Source organism: Lwoffella lincolnii, from assembly GCF_037201985.1.
GTDB classification, from domain to species: Bacteria; Pseudomonadota; Gammaproteobacteria; order Pseudomonadales; family Moraxellaceae; genus Psychrobacter; species Psychrobacter lincolnii.
In genome coordinates this window covers 672,996-692,564 of record NZ_CP147511.1, presented here as the reverse complement: position 1 = coordinate 692,564, position 19,569 = coordinate 672,996, and the positions used below count along the sequence as shown (strand labels likewise).

Sequence of the window (19,569 nt, the reverse complement as noted above, 5' to 3'; positions counted from 1 at the left end):
TTATGACTGTAAAGTTAATTTCTAAAATCCAATGACACAATAAATCACAAACATCGTAGGATACGAATATCACTCCACCCCATCAGGACTTCTTAAATTTTTTACCGCAATGCGGTCAGCTTGTTTTCTATCTCGCTCTGGCATCATCATCGGCTGATACACCCCTTGGTCAAGATGAATGCCCAGTGGACGGCGTTCTTTTTGAATGCTCTCTTGTAATAGCATGATGGCTTGGATGAGTGCTTCAGGGCGTGGCGGACACCCGGGAACATACACATCCACAGGCAAGATTTTATCCACCCCCTGTACCACCGAATAAATGTCGTACATGCCGCCAGAATTGGCACACGCCCCCATGGAGATGACCCACTTGGGTTCTAGCATTTGTTCATACAGCCTGAGTATCACGGGTGCCATTTTAACAAAACAAGTCCCCGCCACTATCATCACATCAGCTTGGCGAGGAGACGCACGAATGACCTCCGCCCCAAAACGAGACAAATCATGCACGCCTGTCAAGGTCGTGGCGTACTCCACATAACAACAGCTTGTGCCAAAGTTAAAAGGCCATAAGGAGTTTTTGCGTCCCCAGTTGGCAAGATTGTGTGTCAAATCGGACAATCTGCCCAAAAAAACATTTTTATCCACCTCGGCTTGGGTGATATCATCTACCACTTGACGTGTGGCGTGGGGATATTGACCACTTCCATTGATGGCAATATCCATGTTTGGGCGAGTTAGGGTATATTTCATAATAGGTCTTATTTGCTGGTTAATAAACTGGCGTTATTTTAGATTTGGTTTTGGATTTATCCAAATGACTGTTTTAGGGTTGCAAATCAGATTTTAATTCTTGATTTATCATCGCCATCTGCTCCACTGTCTTAATGACCAGAATTGTTTTTTATTGTCTTGATACCAAAAATCAAGCAAATAATCACTCCGCCCATGAATGCAAAATTATTAGAAACAATCGCTGCCATTATAAAAGTCATGGCAAGCATGGCAAATGTCCAATCAATTTTATGCCCTTTTATTATCATGAGCCTTCCTTATCACTTAAAAATCACCCATACCAACAAACACTGTCAATCAATTGGTAATGCTATTATGAATTAAAATCTTGGGTGGTAACACGACCTGTGGTATTAATGTGGTCAATGTTTGCCATTTGTTCGCTATCCTTGTCAAGCACCGCTTGTAAGCCTTTACGCCCTGCAAAAATCCGCCCTGATGACTGGGCAGGGACTTTTCCTGTGGGGTCGGTGTGCAGTTCATCAATGCCATGAAAAGCGGTAATGGCGGTCAAATCAAAGTCGGCAGGACGCTTATCAATGCGTTTTTTCTTAATGCGTTTATCGGCAGGTGCCCAGTTCATCGCACCAAGGTGCATCTCATAGACAAGCCCCACAAATAAAATGGCAATAAAGACAAAAGCACTGGCAAACCCCACCCAACCCACTTCACGCACACTCACCGCATAGGCATATAAAAATAATGCTTCTAAGTCAAAGATAACAAAGAAAATCGCCACAAGGTAAAATTTGGCAGACAAACGCAGGCGGGCGTTGCCAGCACCGACAACCCCCGCCTCAAATGTCTCTTCTTTTTGACGACCGCTTGAGCGTCCACCCAACAACCTAGGAACGACCAGCATAAACACAACCAAACCAACGGCTGCCACCATATAGACCAACGCTGACCAAGCCCCTGCCGACATCATTGCCATCATGCGCACCTATCTTAATCCCAACCTGACACTGCCATTTCATCAGTCAAACATCTTTATTTTAGGCAGTTTTATGGCTGGCTAATATAACCGATTTTATGGATAAATTACTAGCCACCAACGCATAAATGACGTTTTTTTACCCAAATGTTTTTTGACCAGATAATGCACTTGTTGAGCGTATTTTGATGAGCGTATTTGTGGTTATGATGAGTGGTTATGATGACTATTGGCTAATCACATCTACGTCTTTGGGTGGCGTAAAATTAAACAAACCATCGCCCACTTTGCTGTTTAACAACACACCACTAAAGGTGATTTTGGTGGTTTGGCCAAGATTATCATTTAATACCATCATGGTCGGTTTGCCACCACTAAAGCTGATGGTCATGTCCTTAAAGCTGGCATTGTCTGATTTTGGGGTCAACTTAAAGTAGTTTTTACCATCGACAGGTTGGGTGATGGTGAAATTATCAGCAATTTTGGCAGGGTCGCCTGATAACAGCAGTGCTGGGGTATTCCCAATTTGGCTATCTACGTTTTGTTTGGTGGCTTGTGCCAAATCTTTGTCATAAATCCATAAATAACTGCCATTAGCAACAACCAGTTGTTCTGATGGGCTTTTGGTTTCCCAACGGAATTTATTAGGGCGTTTGATGCTCATGCTACCAGAGAATTTGCCTGCTGACAGTGATTTACTGTTGCCTGATGTGGTTTGAGTAAAATGGGCCATCATGGTTTTGGTATTTGCTAAATGGCTGTTTAATGCTTTGGCGGCAGCGGTGTTGCTGTCATCTGCATCAGCATTTGCCATGGCAGGATAACCGATTACCATGCTTGTGATGGCAATAGCAGACAATGCCAATTTTTTGATTGATATTGATGATGTTTTTATTAATGGGGTTTTTATTGATAAAGTATTCAAAGACATAATAACTCCGTGAATGTATGAATGTGTGAATGTTAAATGAGATGTTATCTAAATGAATGTATCATTAATAACGGTGAATGAATGTATCAGAGATGTGAGTGTGAACCCATCACTTTTGCTGTTAGCCAGTTTCTATATATTATAGAATATTAATATCATATTACTTGTTTTATATTGCTTGCCTAGACCAATTTTGCAACCAACACAACACGATTGTAACGTAAGATGACAAATTGGCTAAATGTAAAAACCCAAACACAAAATAAGCACAAAAAAAGACCCCAAATGTGGGGTCTTTTATCAGATTGTCTTAAAAAATGACCTTAATCAACTGTCATGAATTAAGTTTTGATAAATTAAGCTTCTATTAAGTATTAAGCTTCTAAGTATTAAGCTTCGATAGAAACATAACGACGATTAAACTCACCTCGCCTTTCAAACTTAACTGCACCATCTGTTAAGGCAAATAGTGTGTGGTCTCGACCCATGCCAACGCCTTCTCCAGCATGAAACTCTGTACCACGCTGACGCACGATGATATTGCCAGCAACCACTTGCTCACCACCAAATTTTTTAACACCCAAATATTTAGGGTTAGAGTCACGTCCGTTACGAGTCGAACCTGCCGCTTTTTTATGTGCCATGAGATTTTCTCCAATATGGTTAATTGATGGTTAATCGTAAAAAATTGAACTTATTGTCTGTTATTAGCCATTAATCGCTTTGATTTTCAACTTGGTGTACCATTGGCGATGACCTTGCTCTTTGTGGTAGTGCTTGCGACGCTTATGCTTGACGATGCGGATTTTTTCACCACGACCATGCTCAATCACTTCAGCTTCAACTGTTGCACCTGATACCAATGGTTGACCGATTTTAATGTCTTCGCCATTAACCACCATCAACACCTCATCGATGGTTAAAGTACTACCGACTTCGGCCCCTTTTAACAGTTCAACTTTTAACGTTTCATCAACGCTGACACGATGCTGTTTACCACCACTTTTAATCACTGCGTACATGTTTTGACTCCAGTTTAACCTGAGTGCCGTGGTTGCCCCGATGACAACGCTTCTATAACGGACACGACAAGGAAAAATTTGAATGAAAAATTTTACTGATTTTTTGTCTTAAAATCAAGCAAATACGACATTATTTTTAATCTGTGCCTTTATTTTATGGCGGCTTATTTCACAAGCGACCTTTATCATCTTTTACTGTCTGCTTTTGCTGTCTGTATAAAGTTATCTGCATCAGACCTTTAATAACTGGTCATTGCCTGCCAGTTACGGTAGAATGCTACCTTTATTTGTGTCCTTATTGATGTCTTTTTTGACTGTTTTTAAGTTTGAGATAAGTTTGAGATTGCCATGTCATCAACCCCCGCCAATCCAATGAACATCAACGCCATCAAAAACTATGCCGATATTCAGTCCATCGTTGCTGATGATTTTGCTTTTATGGACAAGCAAGTATTTAGTGGCTTAAATTCCAAAGTTAAACTGGTCATGGCAGTGTCAGGACATGTCATCAATGCTGGTGGCAAGCGTATGCGTCCTTTGATTACCTTGCTTTGCTCTCGTATGATGTGTGATAAGCCCCATAAGCCTGCCATGCACTTGGCTGCCATTACCGAAATGTTGCACACCGCCACACTGGTGCATGATGATGTGGTTGATGAGTCAAGACTAAGACGAGGCAAGCCCACTGCCAATGCCACATGGGACAATCCCACAGCAGTATTGGTTGGTGATTATCTGATTGCTCGTTCGTTTAATTTATTGGTTGGTTTTGGTTCTTTACCCTTACTTAAGTTGTTTTCTGATGGCACTTGTGACATTGCTGAAGGTGAGGTATTGCAACTTCAGCATCAACACAACCCAAATGCCACTGAGTCTGATTATATGAACATCATCGATGGCAAGACATCACGGCTGTTTATGATGGCAACACAAGGGGCAGCATTGTTGCATGGTCAAGAGCAGTATTTGCAAGCTTTGTCTGATTTTGGACAGCACTTTGGTAATGCCTTTCAAATCATTGATGATGTGTTGGACTATGGTGGTGATGCTGAGGTTATGGGTAAAAATTTGGGTGATGATTTAAGTGAAGGCAAACCCACTTTACCAACCATTAAAGCATTAGAGTTTCTCAAACAAGCTGGTCATGCAGATTATGATTTGCTTCGCATTGCCATACAGACAGGCAGAACCGATAACAGCCAAGCCCTTATCCGTTTGGTGCAAGAGTCTGGAGCGTTGGCGTATTGTAAGGACAAGGCTTTATACGAGAGTCAACATGCCCTAGATGCGTTGCAATCTTTACCTGACAATCGCTACCGTCAAGGCTTAATGGACTTGACGCACATGGCGATGGCTCGGTTAAATTAAGCCAAACGCTTATTTTTCTGTCATCAGCCAAACACACCTTTTGAATCAATGATTAATAAAAAAAGAAGTTTTTATCATGTCAATACATTTGCGTTCATGTCAATATGACCACCCATTTCAACAGCTTTATAAACCACCATCATGTCAACCGCCATTTAGCCAGCTTAAGCTTGCCCTTGCTTTGGGTGTTATGGGGGTATCAGCTTGTACCACCATTCCCCCTACCGAGCCTGCCACGTCCATGGTACTTGCTCAGCCATTGATTCCCATTGATGCTCCTTATGGTGTGTATGATAACAGCACCTTAAGTACCCATACCCAACCGAGTATTGCCACGTCCAGATGGCAACAATTTTATGCTGATGAACGCCTTAAGGCACTCATCGCCTTAGCATTACAAAATAACAAAGATTTACAGCAAGCCATGCTAAACGTCAAGCTTGCCAAGGCTCAATATCAGATATCTGAGCTTGAAGACATTCCCACATTAAATTTTAACGCCAACCATAATCGTGGGGCCAATCATGCTGTTGATAAAAATCCGTCTGACCGTTTTAGTGTGGGATTATCAGCATCAAACTATGAGCTTGATTTTTGGGGACGCATTCACAATCTTCAAGAACAGGCGCTACAAAGATACTTTGCCAGCAGTGCAGGGCAAGACAATGCCCAAATTATCCTAATCAGTAACGTGGCACAGACGTATGTCAATTTGAGCTATGCACTGGCTCAATTGCAACTGGCAGAAGCCACCGCCAGCACTCGAGCAGAGTCTTTACGCATCACCCAAGCCCGTTTTAACGCTGGGGTGGACGCCAAATCGCCATCACTACAGGCTGATGCGGCATTAGAAAGTGCCAAACTTGCCATCTATCAAGCCCAAAACCAAATCCTAAAAATCCGTAACGCCTTACAACTTTTGATTGGCATGCCCATTGCTAATGAGCTGTTGCCACCAGCTGGTGTGCAAGATGTGGTCAGCCCACAGATATTTAACACAGGCCTACCCAGTGAGCTGTTACACTACCGCCCAGACATTTTACAAGCAGAGTTCACCTTAAAGGCCGCTGGTGCAAACATCGCCGCTGCCCGTGCTGCTTTTTTTCCACGCATCACCTTATCAACCAATGTCGGTGTTGCCAGTCCCAAGCTTGATGATTTGTTCGATTCATCAAGCGTCAGTTGGGGTTTTTCACCTTCAATTAGCCTGCCCATCTTTGATGCAGGGGCATTAAACGCCAATTACCAAGTCAGTAAAATTCAGCAACAGCAAGCCCTTGCCAGCTATGAAAAAACCATTCAGACTGCCTTTAAGGAAGTCAACGATGTGCTGGCAGACAGAGCCGTTCTGGACAAACAGCTCAAATCACAGTATCGGTTACAAGATAATTTTAACGAAACATATGACATTGCCAATGCCCGATATAAAGCAGGGCTGGATAATTATCTGACGGTATTAGACGCTCAGCGGTCACAGTTTGCCAACCAACAAAGCTTGCTACAGCTTGAGCAAGCCAAAGTCATCAGCCAAATACAGCTATATCAAGCGTTGGGAGGTGGAGCAAGTATTGATGTGCCTGTCAATTTAACGTCTCCTGCTGATGCCAATCTGTTCACTTTTATTGACCCACAGGGGCGTGATGCCACCCTGGCTGAAGCGGCCAGTACCGCTCGGGTAGCAAGCCATGATGATGTCGCCCGCTTAATTGTCAAAGAACCAGCAGAACGAAAACAAGTAGAACAAGAACAAATGCAAATTGTTAACGAGGTAACCCCATGAATTTGGTTTTTAATCGTCAATACCCACTGACCCGCCTACGTCGCTTGCGTGTGCATGACCATGTGCGCGCCATGATACGAGAAGTTGAGCTGTTACCCAAACACTTCATTGCTCCAGTGTTTGTCATTGAAGGTAACCATGTCCGCCAACCTGTTGCCAGCATGCCAGGGGTAGAGCGGTTAAGCATTGATTTATTGATAAAACATGCCAAAGACTTACTCAATGAAGGGGTAACAACATTGGACTTGTTCCCTGTCATCGATGTGGCAGATAAGTCTTTGGACGGACATGCTGCTTATGATGATGATGGTCTGGCGTGCCGAGCCATCAAATCGCTAAAAGATGCCGTGCCTGACATGGTGGTGATGACCGATGTGGCGCTCGACCCCTACACCACTCACGGACAAGATGGCGTGATTGATGCCCAAGGCTATGTGCTAAATGACACGACGGTAGAAATTTTGGTTAAACAAGCCTTAAGCCATGCCCGTGCTGGTGCAGACATCATCTCACCGAGTGACATGATGGACGGACGGATTTTGGCAATTCGTCAAGCCTTTGAACAAGAAGGTTTTGCCAATACCGCCATCATGGCATACTCCGCCAAATACGCATCAGCCTATTATGGTCCTTTTCGTGATGCGGTTGGCAGTGCTGGCAACCTAAAAGGCGGACACAAAAAACAATACCAAATGGACTTTGGCAACCGCTCAGAAGCCTTACATGAAGTGGCATTAGACATTGCTGAAGGGGCAGATATGATCATGGTCAAACCAGGACAACCCTATCTGGACTTAATCCGAGAGGTCAAAAATACCTTTGGTGTGCCAACATTTGCCTATCAGGTTTCAGGGGAATACGCCATGCACCAAGCTGCCATTGCCAACGGTTGGCTCAGTGAAGCGGTGATTTTAGAATCACTCATCGGTTTTCGCCGTGCTGGTGCAGATGGCATCTTGACTTATTATGCGTTGCAAGCGGCTCGTATGCTAAATGAAAGCCATTAGGTAATCTTGATTAAGAAACCTTGATTAAGAAATCTTACCAATGGTCCTCTTAACAACGCTAAATCTTGGCAATGACTGAGTATTGTCTGTATAATGACAAACATTGGGTCGTTGTTATTTTACATTGATGTTTAACATTTCGCATTGACATTTAACTTTGTTGTTATTTAACATGGTTTTAATGATGCCTTTTGGAGGTAAATTTGTCACGTTGGTTAGAATTTATGGGCAACCATCCTTTTTTATTTGGGTTGCTTGGGGTATTGGCTATCATGCTGTTTAGCATAGACAGCAAACGCAGTGGCAAAAAAATCTCTGCCAACGCATTGGGCAGTTTGGTAAATGACCAAAATGCCCAAATCATCGATATCCGTGCCAAAAAGAAATTTGACACAGGTCACATTCAAGGCAGTCGCAACATTCCTTTTACCGAATTAAAAGACCGCTTAGATGAATTACGTGCCATCGAAGCCCCCATCGTGGTGGTGTGTGACATGGGAATCCAAGCAGGAACAGCGGTGCAAATGCTTGATAAACCGAGTGCATATCGCCTAGAAGGTGGTATTGGTGGTTGGCAAGCAGCTGGCATGCCGTTGGTTGGTGGTAAAAAGCGTTAAGTAAAAAACGATAGGTAAAAAACGTTAAACGCCACAAATTAACTGCCTTACTATTCCTTGTACCCCTTGTTTTTTTATGACAACTGCCCCATAAACTTAAGAACATAAGGTAAGTTATCCATCATTTTTTTAAAATGGAGTTTTTATGACTGCTCAAGTAAAAGTTTATACCACCCCCATTTGTCCTTATTGCTCAAACGCCAAACAACTATTAAAATTAAAAGGTGTGGACTATGAAGAAATTAGCATGTACGACATCAGCAGTGCAGAGCGTCAAGAACTGATGAAAAAAACCAACAACTACCGCGCCGTACCACAAATTTTTATTGGTGATGCTTTTATCGGTGGTTTTAATGAATTAAACAAACTGAATCAACAAGGCAAACTGGACGACATTTTGGCAGGTTAGACTGTATTTTTTGTATGATGTCATTGCATTTGTTATGATGTCATCTTTGTTGGCTTCATTATTTATCAGCGTTTATCAGCCCACTTTTTATAAGCTCATTTTCACATTTAAACCCATTTTCAAGCCCATTTCCATACTAAGGAGAACACCATGGCAGAAGAACAAGCACAACCACAATTGGCACTAGAGCGTATTTATGTTAAAGACATGTCTTTAGAAGTCCCTGGAGCAGAAGTTTTTACCAGAGAGTGGAATCCAGAGCTTGACATCAATTTATCAACCAGTGCAGAACAACTTGATGAGTCACATCAACAAGTTGTCTTAACCGTAACAGTCAGTGCCAAAAATGGCAACGAAACTGCTTTCATTGCTGAAGTGCATCAAGCAGGTATTTTCTTACTTCAAAATATCCCTGAAGAGCAAATGGGTCATCTATTGGGTGCTTACTGCCCTAACGTGCTGTTCCCTTATGCTCGTGAAGTCATCAGCGACATCGTAACTCGTGGCAGTTTCCCACAACTGTTATTGGCTCCTGTCAATTTTGACCAAGCTTATATGCAAAGCCAACAGCAAGAGCAGATAGCCAGCGAAGGCAACGCTTAAGCTTGTCATAAGCACATCATAATCAGCATGTCATCAACAGTGAAACATGCCCATCATTGCATTAGCTTAGACTTTTGTCTAAGCTAATTTTTTGTCCGCCATCTCTTTTAAAAACCACCTTTTAAAAACCACACTGAATCAGCTTCAATTTTTTTAACAAATAGGCTTTTTGATAGACAGCTTTTTAATAAACAGGCAATGACATGCACATTCAAACACAAACACCCAGCGAATTGGCACAAGCATTACAAGAGCCAACCTTAAAACTTAGTCAAACTTTAATGGCACGTCCATCTGTTACGCCAAACGATGTTGGTTGCCAAGAGATTATCAGCCAACAATTAGCACCACACGGTTTTGTTGCTGAGTATCTACATTTTGGTGATGCCAATCAAACAGGGCAACATGCCCAAGTCAAAAACTTATGGCTTCGCCGTGGGCAGACGTCTCCTGTTTTTTGTTTTGCAGGGCATACCGATGTTGTCCCTACGGGTGATGTTGATAACTGGCGATTTGACCCCTTCACGCCGACTTTGGCAGATGGCCATCTTTGGGGACGTGGGGCAGCTGATATGAAAACTGCCATTGCTGCTTTTGTGGTGGCAACTGATAAATTCATCAACGATTATCCAAATCATCAAGGTTCTATTGCCATGCTGATAACATCAGATGAAGAAGGACCTTCGATAAATGGCACAGTCAAGGTCATCGATACGCTAGAAGCACGACAAGAAAAAATTGATTATTGTTTGGTTGGTGAGCCTTCTAGCACAGATGTTTTGGGTGATGTGATTAAAAATGGACGGCGTGGTTCGCTGGGTGGTGTCCTAACGGTAACAGGCAAACAAGGACATGTGGCGTACCCACATCTGGCAGTCAATCCCATTCACGAATTTAGTGCTGCTTTAGATGAATTTATTCATACTCAGTGGGATAATGGCAACGACCATTTTCCAGCAACCAGCATGCAGCTGTCTAACATTAACGCTGGCACAGGGGCTAACAATGTCATTCCTAAAACGCTCACAGCGGTGTTTAATTTTCGTTTTTCTACTAAAACCAATGTCGATGCACTCAAACAACAAACCCACGCCATATTTGATAAACACTTTGCCAACAGCACCGCCCAATATGCCATAGATTGGCAATTGTCTGGCAATCCGTTTTTGACCGCAAAAGGTGAGCTGGTTGTTGCCACCCAAGCCGCCATTAAAGCAGAGCTGGGATTAGACACACAGCTGTCCACTGCTGGCGGTACGTCTGACGGACGCTTTATTGCCCCCACAGGAGCACAAGTGGTTGAGTTGGGAGTGCGTAACGCCACCATTCATCAGGTCAATGAAAAGGTTGAGGTGAATGATTTGGGTAAATTGGCAGCGGTGTATTATCAAATATTATGTCAGCTGTTGGTGAGATAGGTGCTGTTAATCATATAGATGGTCAGTCATATAGATGAATGATTGTCAGATGACCATCAGTGCAATACAATAAAAAGCATGCCAATCAATCAGATAACCAAACAATCAACCAAACAGGCAATCTTATGAATCATGATGTAAAGAATGCAACACAATCAAGACACAAATCTTTAAAAAAGTCAAAAAAACTACAAAATGTTTGCTATGACATCAGAGGACCTTTGTTAAAGACCGCCAACCGTATGGAAGCTGACGGTCATCGCATCATCAAGCTCAATGTCGGCAACCCTGCCCCTTTTGGCTTAGATGCCCCACAAGAGATTTTACAAGATGTGGCATTCAACTTACACAAAGCCACAGGTTACTCTGATTCGCAAGGGATTTTTTCTGCTCGCAAGGCAATTTTGCAATATTATCAAAACAAAGGACTGCTGTCGGCAGTTGATGTGCGTGATGTCTATCTGGGTAATGGGGTGTCTGAGCTGATTGTCATGTCCATGCAGGCCTTACTTGATGACCATGATGAAGTGCTCATCCCCATGCCTGATTATCCGTTATGGACCGCTGCCACCCATTTGGCAGGGGGTAAGGCGGTGCATTATCGCTGTGATGAAGACAACAACTGGCAACCCAATCTTGAGGACATCAAAAGTAAAATCACCCACCATACTCGAGCCATTGTCATCATTAACCCCAATAACCCCACAGGGGCGTTATATTCAGATGATAATCTCAAACAAATCATCAAACTGGCAAAAGAGCATGATTTGGTGCTCATGGCTGATGAAATTTATGATAGGGTGCTTTATGATGATGCCGAACACCACCCCATTTGTACCCTAACCAAAGACGTATTGGTGCTGACATACAATGGCTTATCTAAATCGCATCGAATCGCAGGCTTTCGTTCTGGCTGGTTGATGTTGTCTGGCAAAAAAGACCATGCCCAAGATTTTATTGAAGGTTTAGACATGCTATCGTCCATGCGATTATGTGCCAACGTGCCTGCACAATATGCCATTCAAACCGCCATGGGTGGTTATCAAAGTATGCAAGCATTGACATGCGACGTGGGGCGATTATATAAACAACGACAGCTGGCAATCGAACGACTAAACGCCATTGATGGCATTTCTTGCACCATGCCACAAGGGGCATTTTATTGTTTTCCAAAGCTTGATTTGGACGTATATCCCATTAAAGATGATGTGCAACTGATGATGGAGTTATTAGAGCAAGAAAAAGTGTTGATGGTACAAGGAACGGGGTTTAATTGGGACAGACCTGACCATTTCCGTGTGGTCTTTTTGCCTAATATTTATGACTTAGAAGAAGCCTTAGAGCGGTTGGAACGGTTTTTTAACAAAAAACGCCAACAGTTTGGGACAGCTTAAACTGCCTGACATGACATCATGATGTCAAGCATGGTTGTTTTAGGTAAATTGACCATTTGAGCATGCTTTTTTTATTAATTTACGCTATGCTATGCAACTTTATCTTATTAATCACATCATCTTATTGACCACACAACCGACAGAACATGTACCATGACCGCTAAAATCTCCATTGATGCACAAAACCCATCAAACAATACCAGCAATGATGTCAACAATGATAAGCTGACATATCAGCCTGCCATCATTGAGCCTGCCCAACAACAACTTTGGCAAAACGAACGTCGCTATGAAGTCAGCAACCAAACAAATGACAAGCCCAAACGTTATATGTTGTCAATGTTTCCCTATCCCAGTGGCAAATTGCACATGGGGCATGTGCGTAATTATACCATCAGCGATGTGCTGTCACGCTATTATCGCCTAAAAGGCCATGAAGTCATGCAACCCATGGGTTGGGACGCTTTTGGCTTGCCTGCTGAAAACGCCGCCATCGCCCATCACATTGCCCCTGCTGACTGGACGTATAAAAACATTGCCAACATGCGTGAACAACTAAAATCATTGGGGCTATCGATTGATTGGTCACGTGAGTTTGCCACCTGTGATGCCGACTATTATCGCTGGGAACAATGGCTGTTTATTCAGTTGTTTAAAAAGGGATTGGTCTATAAAAAACTGGCAACCGTCAACTGGGATCCTGTCGATAATACCGTGCTTGCCAATGAACAAGTGGTCGATGGACGTGGCTGGCGAAGTGGGGCGTTGGTTGAAAAACGAGACATTCCCATGTATTACTTTAAAATCACTGACTATGCTGATGAACTGCTAGATGACTTAGACCAGCTAGAGGGGCATTGGCCTAAAGAAGTGTTGACCATGCAACGCAACTGGATTGGTCGATCCCAAGGCATGGAAGTCCATTTTCCCTATACGCTAAACGACAAACCCCATACCCTAGATGTGTTCACCACACGCCCAGACACACTCATGGGAGTGACTTATGTGGCAGTGGCGGCTGAACACCCATTGGCTCAACACGCCGCTGAAAATAACAGCAAGATTGCTCAATTTATCCAAGAATGCAAACAAGGCTCAGTGGCAGAAAAAGACCTTGCCAAAGCCGAAAAAAAAGGCATGGATACAGGACTTAGCGTTACCCACCCCATCACTGGTAAAGACGTGCCTGTCTGGGTTGCTAACTATGTGTTGATGAGCTATGGTTCTGGTGCGGTCATGGCAGTGCCTGCTCACGATGAGCGAGATTTTGAATTTGCCAATAAATATGCCCTGCCCATCAAACAGGTGATAAAACCAGACCGTGAATTGACTGACGATGAACAAGCGTTCGACAACAGTCAATGGCAAGATTGGTACGCTGAACGTGGCATCAGCATGAACTCAGACAGTTCTGGTGAGATGAATTTTGATGGCTTAGATTTTGATGGCATGGTTCGTGCCATTTTGGCAACAATAGAATCGCAAGGTTTGGCACACACCACCATTAATTACCGTTTGCGTGATTGGGGCGTGTCCAGACAGCGTTATTGGGGTTGCCCCATTCCCACCATCAACTGTGAGCATTGTGGTACTGTGCCTGTCGATGAAGCGGATTTGCCCGTTGTGTTACCGACCGATGTCATTCCAGATGGTAAGGGCAATCCGCTAAACCATCATCAAGCATTTTTACACACCACCTGCCCCAAATGCGACAGCGATGCCACTCGTGAGACTGATACTTTTGACACATTCATGGAATCCAGCTGGTATTATGCCCGTTTTGCATCGCCCCACTTCGAACAAGGCATGATTGACAAAACAGGGGCAGATAAATGGTTGCCTGTTGACCAATATGTTGGTGGGGTTGAACATGCGGTCATGCACTTATTATATGCTCGTTTCTTTCATAAACTGATGCGAGATGAAGGTTTGGTCAGTGGTGATGAGCCATTTGCCAATTTATTGACACAAGGCATGGTATTAGCAGGTACTTATCTGCGACACAATGATGACGGCAGCACATCATATTATTATCCCCATGAAGTCGATGTTAGGTTTAATGAACGTGGTCAACCCATCGATGCCATATTAAAAGCCGATGGACAACCCGTCATCATCGGTAAAATCGAAAAAATGTCCAAATCAAAAAACAATGGTGTTGACCCACAACAAACCATTGACACATATGGGGCAGATACCGTACGCCTATATACCCTGTTTACCGCCCCTGCTGACCAGACCTTAGAGTGGTCAGATGATGCCCTAAAAGGACCTTATAACTTCCTTAAAAAAGTGTGGCGTTATGGCATGGAATTGTCCTATTCACTGGCAGAGCATCAACTCAATTCTGTCAATCTGTACGCCAACACCACTTATCAAGCCGACAGCTTAAGCAAATCTGCCAAAGACTTACGCCGTAAAACTCACGAAACCATCAACAAATTAGATGATGATTTGGGTAAACGGTTGGCACTTAACACACCTGTGTCATCGCTGATGGAATTGGCAAATGAGCTGAGTCATTTCAACCCACATCACAAACAAGACTTAGCCGTTGCCAATGAAGCCTTGGTTAATTTATTGATTTTATTGTCCCCTTATGCCCCACACATGGCAGAAGCATTATTGACGGAGCTTGGGCATGATACGTTAACATTAAAGTTCCCAAACATCGATGAAACCGCCTTAGTACAAGACAGCATCACCATGGTGATACAAGTCAATGGCAAAGTGCGTGGCAAAATGCAAATCGCCCCAAATAGCGACCCAGAGCAAATCAAAGCCCAAGCCAAACAAACAGACAGCGTGGCAAAATTCTTAATTGGTGATATTAAAAAAGAAATTATTGTGCCTAATAAATTAATCAACATTGTGGTTGTGCCAGCTTAATTTTAGGATTGGATTATGGTTCGAATGACTTATTTTGGTGTTATTCGGTTATTCACCGTCTTTGGATTATGCCAAGCCTTGTCTGCTTGTGGCTTTCATCTGCAAGGTCAACAGCCCCATGCGTCAGCAAACACCCATATGTCAAATATCAGCACACAATTACCTGTGCTGATTGACGCTCAGACATCTAAGTCTGCTTATGCCCTGCGTTTAAGTTTGCTAAAACAACTGACTCGTTATGATGCTGATGCTCATATTGCCGACACAAACGACCAACAGGAGCAAGCCACGTTAGCCAGCTTAGGGGTGGAGGCCGCTAACCGAATCAGCATTGACGATGTGAGCATTCAAAAATATCAGCTGGCCGGACTGCTTACCGAAGTGCGTCTGACCATGACTGCCAAAATACGTTATCATATACACAATCATGTACACAATGTTCATGACACACCAACCACGCATGATGGCACATTCACCCATCACCGAACATTGATGGTTGAGCGTAGCTATCAATACAACCAAACTTCAGTCAGCGTAGAAGACTTGCAACGTACCCAAACCGAAATTGAGTTATATCATGCCATGGCTCAACGCATCGCTGACCAATACATTGCTTTATCAACCTTAAAGTAGCCCTGATACAAGCAGTGTGTCCCAAACGGTAATTGCTCATGAATCAGCCTTTTTTAAGTGCATTTGATGCCATCAATTCTGCCAACACAACCCTAAGTCCACTTGGTTTTTGGTTGGCACACGGCGATGAGCCATTACTTCAGCAATGGTTTGCTGATGCTCTGTTGGCACAATGGCAACAGCTTGGGCTTAGCCATCAACGCATTGAGCTGATTTCTGCCAAGACTTGGTACGATGTCATCAGCGAGCTGAACAGCTTATCATTGTTTGACCCTGCCAATGCAGTCATCGTCTTAGGCAATCACAAACCTGATAAAGATGCCATCACCCAGCTGACTGACATGGCATCGGCTTCAGCATCGATGTCAGCATCAATAGCAACCGCACAAAGCTCCCCATCACCTACTTTACTTTGGTTAACTGACAAATTAGACAAACGTGGCTTGGCTGGTAAATGGGTTGCCCCATTTAAACAATATGGTCAAATCGTCGACTGTCGTATCCATGACGAACGGCAACGACAACAAATTTTAGCACAGCAAGCCCATCATTTTGGCATACAACTATCACCTCAATCTTGGAGCAGACTGCTTGAGCAAACTCAAAACAACTTGCTTGATGCTTATCAAACCTTGTGGCGATTGTCTTTTTTATGGCGAGCTGACGAACTTAATAAGCCGATTAATGACGAGCAGTTACAAGCAGGGTTGGTCAGTCACAGTCAATTTAGCGTCTATGATTTGTCCGAAGCCATATTACTGGGCAACGCTCAGCAAGTGGTAAAAATCGTTCATGCTTTAAAATACGCCAAAGAGCCAGAAAGTCTGGTACTGTGGGTGTTGGCAAAAGATGTGCGACTGTTACAACAGCTTGTTAGCGGACAATCGATGCCATCATTAGGCATCTGGCAAAGTAAACAGCCGTTGTACATCTCAGCACAACAACGTCATACGCCTGCCAATATCAACAGCTGGTCTACTCAGTTATACCGCTGTGACCAAGCCATTAAGGGCGTTATCAAACAACCTGCATGGGAGATTATTTTACATTTGGCACTGGACATGGCAGGCATGCCCATTTTTGCCAAAAAATAAACACCCAGCATGACGCTGGGTGTTTATTCGTTTCTAATTCATTCGTTAATCAACTGATAAAAACAGCGGCTTAGAATTTATAATTTAAGCTGGCAAAATAAGAACGTCCAGCCCCATAAATGGGCGTTCCCCAGTTGTTGGTTTTAGTACCAAGCTCTTCATTCATCGACATGGTACGACCTTGTCCCATATATGCACCACCCAATGGTAAGGCATATTTTTTATCCAAAACATTGTCCACACCAACAGTAACTGTCATATTTTTCCAGTCATAAGCTGTGCTTAAGTTTAGCAAGCCATAACCTGCTGTTTTTAGTTCATTACGGGGGGCAGAAACTTTATCTTTTGCCGTAACACCAACAATCTCAAGCTTATTATTCCAACCCTTTTGTTGATGAGTGAGAGCCAGCTTGGCATTAAGTGGCATGATGTTGTATAAAGGGCTGTTCGTTTGTGTGTTTTTGCCATCGGTATAATTAAGTGATGTGGTAACCGCAAACACCCCTGCTTGATTATCTGCCAACTGAACACTTGCACTGGCATCTAATCCATAGATACGAGCTTTTTGATTGGCATAACGCATGATGTTATATTTGCCTGTTTCATTGACTGCTTTGGGCAGATTATTGTTAGCGTCCCATTGTACGGCATCAATATAATCATTAATCTGGCTATAATATGGCGTTAATGTCATCTGCCATTTGTCATTGCTGTCTTTCCAGTCTAAGGTAACTGCAAGCTTATTGGCAGATTCAGGTTTTAGGTCAGGATCACCAAAATAACCATTACCATCGCCTACCGTGTTGTTCATGCCTGCCATCATGCCAAAAGTTGACCAAGTGTATCGTTCATACAAACTTGGACTACGTTGCTGATGGCTCAATCCAACTTCTATGTTACCTGTGTCACTGAGTTGCCAACGGTTAATGATGCTGGCGTTCCAGTTATTGTCCGTTTTTGTCAGTTTGCTGTTATTAAACTTAACGGCATCACGAGTTTGGTTCAGGCTATCTGGCCCTGACATCTCGGTTGGTGCGGTTGCACTGTTATAGCCGTGTATCGGATCTGTTTGGGTTTTGATATTTTCATATCTTAATCCAAGCAGACTGGTCCATGTTGGGCTGAATACTTTTTCCCATTCACCATATAAACTGGCACGTTGACGTTTACCGTTGTTAATGTTTTGAAAATCATTGGGACGCATCCGACCACCCGATGCTGACCACCAGTCATTTAATTGATAATTTTGGTATTCTAGCCCACCTCGCATATTGGTCTTATCATCAAATGTATGTGAAGCTTTCAGATTGATGCCTGTGGTGGTGCTTTGAGTGTGCATTGGCATGCCACTGGCACATGCTGGTGTCATGGCAGGACCACATAATTTGCCATTATAGCCTTTATTATCTGCCATTGAATCTGAACCATACCAGTAGCGTTTATCGCCCCCAAAATCCATAAAGTGGTCAACATTTTCACGGTAGGCTTGAGCCTCAAGCGTTCCCCAGTCTAAATCGCCTAAATAGCGTAAGTTATAACGGTCAAGACGGTTATTTAGCATGTCCATGCGTTGATTGGGGTAAAGCTGTTTTGGAACATGTTGCCAATTATACCCAAACTGCCATAAGTGATTACCAGTCAGATACGCAACATCAAGCGATTGATTTTTGGTTTCAAAACCAGTAGATGCAACCACATCTTTGGCAATATGTTGTCCTACATTGCCAGACTCAACATAAGTTTTAAAATCTCCACCCGCTTTATAGTTATTACCTTTGGCATAGTCTGCTTTATAGTTAAGGCTAACATCTTCAGTTGCTGTGGTGATGCTGACATTAGCACCACGTTGATTGCCATTACTGCGATAAAATCCGCCAATCTCACCTGATGTTTCAAGTTTGGTGTTGCCCAACTGCAATGACTTTACTTGTGATGGCTGGGCTTGTGATGGCTGTGGTTCTGCCAGCTTTGCTTGCAATGATGTTGATAATGTATCAGTCGACGGCCTGACATCAGCGTCATTGGTTGGGTGTGGTGTTACTTTTACCCCTGATTTGGGTTTGGCAAATGTTGGTTGTGCGGTCTCAATCACAATGGTTGAGCCGATACTGTTACCTGACACACTCACAGGCGTTACCCCAGTGTACACTTTGGCTGTTTTTATCGCTGTTGGTGCAACATAAGATAAGGGTGAGTTCATGTGATTGGGGCATGAAGCAATGCTATCCACACCATCTACCATGATACGCAAACGGTTATCTGCCAATCCTTGAAAAACAGGCAATGCCGATACTCTTCCTGCTGATTGCACATTCATACCTGTCAGTGCCGTCAAGGCAGTGGCAGTGTCACTGGTCTTACTTTGTTGCAACTCAAGATTTTTTGCTCCTAAATCTGCATCGTTGGCAATCGAAGGGGTGGTTGGGTCATTTTGCAAGCTGGCATTGACCACAACATGAGCAATATTTTGATCATCAATCGCAACATGTGATGTGCTTGCTTCATGTGCATGAGCAACTGATGCTTGTAATATGGCCAACGTAAGCACACTTAAACCCATACGGGAATGATGTTGATACGTATGTTTTGACATAAATCTCTCCTTGTTATCACTGATAAAAAATTGACCAATTCAGACATGCCTGCATTCATCATAACGGATTGTAACGTTTTAT

Annotated in this window: 18 protein-coding genes; 11 read left to right on the top strand and 7 right to left on the bottom strand. The window is 43.3% G+C overall.

What is annotated here, in order from left to right:
* Positions 1 to 69: 69 nt before the first annotated feature.
* The 6 genes from WDM69_RS03190 to rplU form a co-directional block, all read right to left on the bottom strand.
* Positions 70 to 753 (bottom strand): NADH-quinone oxidoreductase subunit B, encoded by a 684-nt coding sequence (locus WDM69_RS03190; RefSeq protein ID WP_078306197.1) that lies wholly within the window; start codon positions 751 to 753, stop codon positions 70 to 72.
* 131 nt (positions 754 to 884) lie between these two features.
* Positions 885 to 1,043: a hypothetical protein gene (locus WDM69_RS03185; protein ID WP_169832895.1), complete on the bottom strand. Its 159-nt coding sequence runs from the start codon at positions 1,041 to 1,043 to the stop codon at positions 885 to 887.
* A 65-nt stretch (positions 1,044 to 1,108) separates the two neighbouring features.
* The gene (gene ndhC / locus WDM69_RS03180) at positions 1,109 to 1,720 is read right to left on the bottom strand and encodes an NADH-quinone oxidoreductase subunit A (RefSeq protein WP_078306305.1); all 612 of its coding nucleotides are present in this window, start codon (positions 1,718 to 1,720) and stop codon (positions 1,109 to 1,111) included.
* Positions 1,721 to 1,955: 235 nt separating this feature from the next.
* Positions 1,956 to 2,660: an outer membrane lipoprotein chaperone LolA gene (lolA, locus tag WDM69_RS03175; protein ID WP_078306196.1), complete on the bottom strand. Its 705-nt coding sequence runs from the start codon at positions 2,658 to 2,660 to the stop codon at positions 1,956 to 1,958.
* Between the two features lie 389 nt (positions 2,661 to 3,049).
* The gene (gene rpmA / locus WDM69_RS03170; RefSeq protein WP_078306195.1) at positions 3,050 to 3,304 is read right to left on the bottom strand and encodes a 50S ribosomal protein L27; all 255 of its coding nucleotides are present in this window, start codon (positions 3,302 to 3,304) and stop codon (positions 3,050 to 3,052) included.
* Positions 3,305 to 3,367: 63 nt separating this feature from the next.
* A complete protein-coding gene (rplU, locus tag WDM69_RS03165; protein WP_078306194.1) occupies positions 3,368 to 3,682 on the bottom strand; it encodes a 50S ribosomal protein L21 in 315 nt (104 codons plus the stop codon).
* Positions 3,683 to 4,030: 348 nt separating this feature from the next.
* Between rplU and WDM69_RS03160 the strand changes: the two genes are divergently transcribed.
* The 11 genes from WDM69_RS03160 (at position 4,031) to holA (ending at position 16,894) form a co-directional block, all read left to right on the top strand.
* A complete protein-coding gene (locus WDM69_RS03160; RefSeq protein WP_078306193.1) occupies positions 4,031 to 5,050 on the top strand; it encodes a polyprenyl synthetase family protein in 1,020 nt (339 codons plus the stop codon).
* Positions 5,051 to 5,126: 76 nt separating this feature from the next.
* Positions 5,127 to 6,830, top strand: a complete 1,704-nt coding sequence (locus WDM69_RS03155; protein ID WP_078306192.1) for an efflux transporter outer membrane subunit — start codon at positions 5,127 to 5,129, stop codon at positions 6,828 to 6,830.
* The gene (gene hemB, locus WDM69_RS03150; RefSeq protein ID WP_338755659.1) at positions 6,827 to 7,837 is read left to right on the top strand and encodes a porphobilinogen synthase; all 1,011 of its coding nucleotides are present in this window, start codon (positions 6,827 to 6,829) and stop codon (positions 7,835 to 7,837) included. Before WDM69_RS03155 ends, hemB begins: the two co-directional genes overlap by 4 nt.
* Before the next feature lie 203 nt (positions 7,838 to 8,040).
* The gene (locus WDM69_RS03145) at positions 8,041 to 8,454 is read left to right on the top strand and encodes a rhodanese-like domain-containing protein (RefSeq protein WP_078306304.1); all 414 of its coding nucleotides are present in this window, start codon (positions 8,041 to 8,043) and stop codon (positions 8,452 to 8,454) included.
* A 145-nt stretch (positions 8,455 to 8,599) separates the two neighbouring features.
* Entirely contained in the window at positions 8,600 to 8,863 is a 264-nt protein-coding gene (gene grxC / locus WDM69_RS03140; protein ID WP_078306190.1) for a glutaredoxin 3, read from the top strand.
* A gap of 150 nt (positions 8,864 to 9,013) precedes the next feature.
* The gene (secB, locus tag WDM69_RS03135; protein WP_078306189.1) at positions 9,014 to 9,466 is read left to right on the top strand and encodes a protein-export chaperone SecB; all 453 of its coding nucleotides are present in this window, start codon (positions 9,014 to 9,016) and stop codon (positions 9,464 to 9,466) included.
* A 203-nt stretch (positions 9,467 to 9,669) separates the two neighbouring features.
* The gene (gene dapE, locus WDM69_RS03130) at positions 9,670 to 10,884 is read left to right on the top strand and encodes a succinyl-diaminopimelate desuccinylase (RefSeq protein ID WP_078306188.1); all 1,215 of its coding nucleotides are present in this window, start codon (positions 9,670 to 9,672) and stop codon (positions 10,882 to 10,884) included.
* A gap of 125 nt (positions 10,885 to 11,009) precedes the next feature.
* Positions 11,010 to 12,278 carry an aminotransferase class I/II-fold pyridoxal phosphate-dependent enzyme gene (locus WDM69_RS03125; protein WP_078306303.1) on the top strand — a complete coding sequence of 423 codons (1,269 nt, stop codon included), beginning with the start codon at positions 11,010 to 11,012 and terminating at the stop codon, positions 12,276 to 12,278.
* A 153-nt stretch (positions 12,279 to 12,431) separates the two neighbouring features.
* The gene (leuS, locus tag WDM69_RS03120) at positions 12,432 to 15,167 is read left to right on the top strand and encodes a leucine--tRNA ligase (RefSeq protein ID WP_078306187.1); all 2,736 of its coding nucleotides are present in this window, start codon (positions 12,432 to 12,434) and stop codon (positions 15,165 to 15,167) included.
* Positions 15,168 to 15,182: 15 nt separating this feature from the next.
* Positions 15,183 to 15,800 (top strand): hypothetical protein, encoded by a 618-nt coding sequence (locus WDM69_RS03115; protein ID WP_078306186.1) that lies wholly within the window; start codon positions 15,183 to 15,185, stop codon positions 15,798 to 15,800.
* 38 nt (positions 15,801 to 15,838) lie between these two features.
* A complete protein-coding gene (holA, locus tag WDM69_RS03110; RefSeq protein ID WP_338755655.1) occupies positions 15,839 to 16,894 on the top strand; it encodes a DNA polymerase III subunit delta in 1,056 nt (351 codons plus the stop codon).
* 70 nt (positions 16,895 to 16,964) lie between these two features.
* Here holA and WDM69_RS03105 read toward each other — a convergent pair whose 3' ends face one another.
* Positions 16,965 to 19,487 carry a TonB-dependent receptor gene (locus WDM69_RS03105; protein ID WP_338755654.1) on the bottom strand — a complete coding sequence of 841 codons (2,523 nt, stop codon included), beginning with the start codon at positions 19,485 to 19,487 and terminating at the stop codon, positions 16,965 to 16,967.
* Positions 19,488 to 19,569 lie beyond the last annotated feature (82 nt).